1 protein-coding gene is annotated in these 521 nt (G+C 47.6%); it reads right to left on the bottom strand.

All coding sequences use genetic code 11. The annotated features are described in order from the left end of the window. A partial coding sequence (locus B2U10_RS14475; protein WP_290788505.1) for an ABC transporter ATP-binding protein occupies positions 1-521 on the bottom strand: 521 nt, incomplete at both ends.

Here is a 521-nt window from a genome sequence, read left to right as displayed (position 1 = left end):
TTCATTTTTCCTTCTGGTACTTCGAATTTCTCTTCTGTTCCTGAAACATGGAAGAGACCGTCTTCTGCCAGTTTACCTGTCAAGAAGTTCATCGATGGTGAACCGATGAATCCAGCAACGAACATGTTATCCGGGTGATCATAGACTTCCTTCGGCGTACCGACTTGTTGAATGATTCCGGCTTTCATGATGACGATCCGTGTCGCAAGCGTCATCGCTTCCGTCTGATCGTGCGTGACGTAAATCGTCGTCGTCTCAAGACGTTTGTGTAACTGAATGATCTCCTTACGCATTTGTACACGTAATTTAGCGTCCAAGTTCGAGAGCGGCTCATCCATTAAGAAGACTTTAGCATCACGAACGATGGCGCGACCAATCGCGACCCGTTGACGCTGACCACCAGAGAGTGCTTTTGGCTTCCGCTCGAGATATTCTTCAAGACCAAGGATACGAGCTGCGTTATCAACGCGTTGCTTGATTTCATCTTTCGGGAACTTCCGAAGCTTTAATCCGAACGCCAT

The sequence above is a fragment of the Exiguobacterium sp. UBA7533 genome, from assembly GCF_002479335.1.
Taxonomy (GTDB): Bacteria; Bacillota; Bacilli; order Exiguobacteriales; family Exiguobacteriaceae; genus Exiguobacterium_A.
Note: the sequence above shows the minus strand (reverse complement) of the source record. Positions and strands in the feature narration are given on the sequence as shown.